This window comes from Vibrio sp. 378, from assembly GCF_033339435.1.
Genome location: NZ_JAWOUO010001090.1, coordinates 1 through 534 on the forward strand (window position 1 = coordinate 1; position 534 = coordinate 534).

Sequence of the window (534 nt, forward strand, 5' to 3'; positions counted from 1 at the left end):
CGCGAGCTCAAGCACTTGGAACTACTTCAGCGTACGTAAAATGCGTCGTTCTCGTCGCTACACCAATGAAGGCATTATCAAGCTCCTTGAAGGTGATTGGAAAGGTGCTGAGAAGAAAGTCACTCGTTGGGCAAATCACCACGATATGCCACTACTGTGCTATCTCGTTGCTTCTGAAGCTGCTCAAGGTCAAGGTGATAAAGCAAAACGCGATCATTATCTTGCATTAGCTAGCCAACAGGAGAATGCTCATCTCGCTGTCGAACTGACTCGAGCCAAGCAATTTATTCGTGATAATGAGTTCGAAGCCGCTTTCGATACCCTGCAATCGCTAAAAGGCCAATACCCAAATAACTCGATTGTCTTGAACTTACTCAAAACAACTTACATGCAGCTTAAATTGTGGCAGCCGCTGATTGACCTAATGCCACAACTGGCGAAAGCAAAGCTAGTAACGGAAGAAGAGCAAGCAGAACTGATTCAGAAAGCACAATGTGGTTTACTGCATGAAGTTGCGCAACAACAAGGTAGCGA

Annotated in this window: 1 protein-coding gene; it reads left to right on the forward strand. The window is 45.5% G+C overall.

What is annotated here, in order from left to right; genetic code table 11:
• A partial coding sequence (locus R7Q48_RS30535; RefSeq protein WP_318134164.1) for a heme biosynthesis HemY N-terminal domain-containing protein occupies nucleotides 1-534 on the forward strand: 534 nt, incomplete at both ends.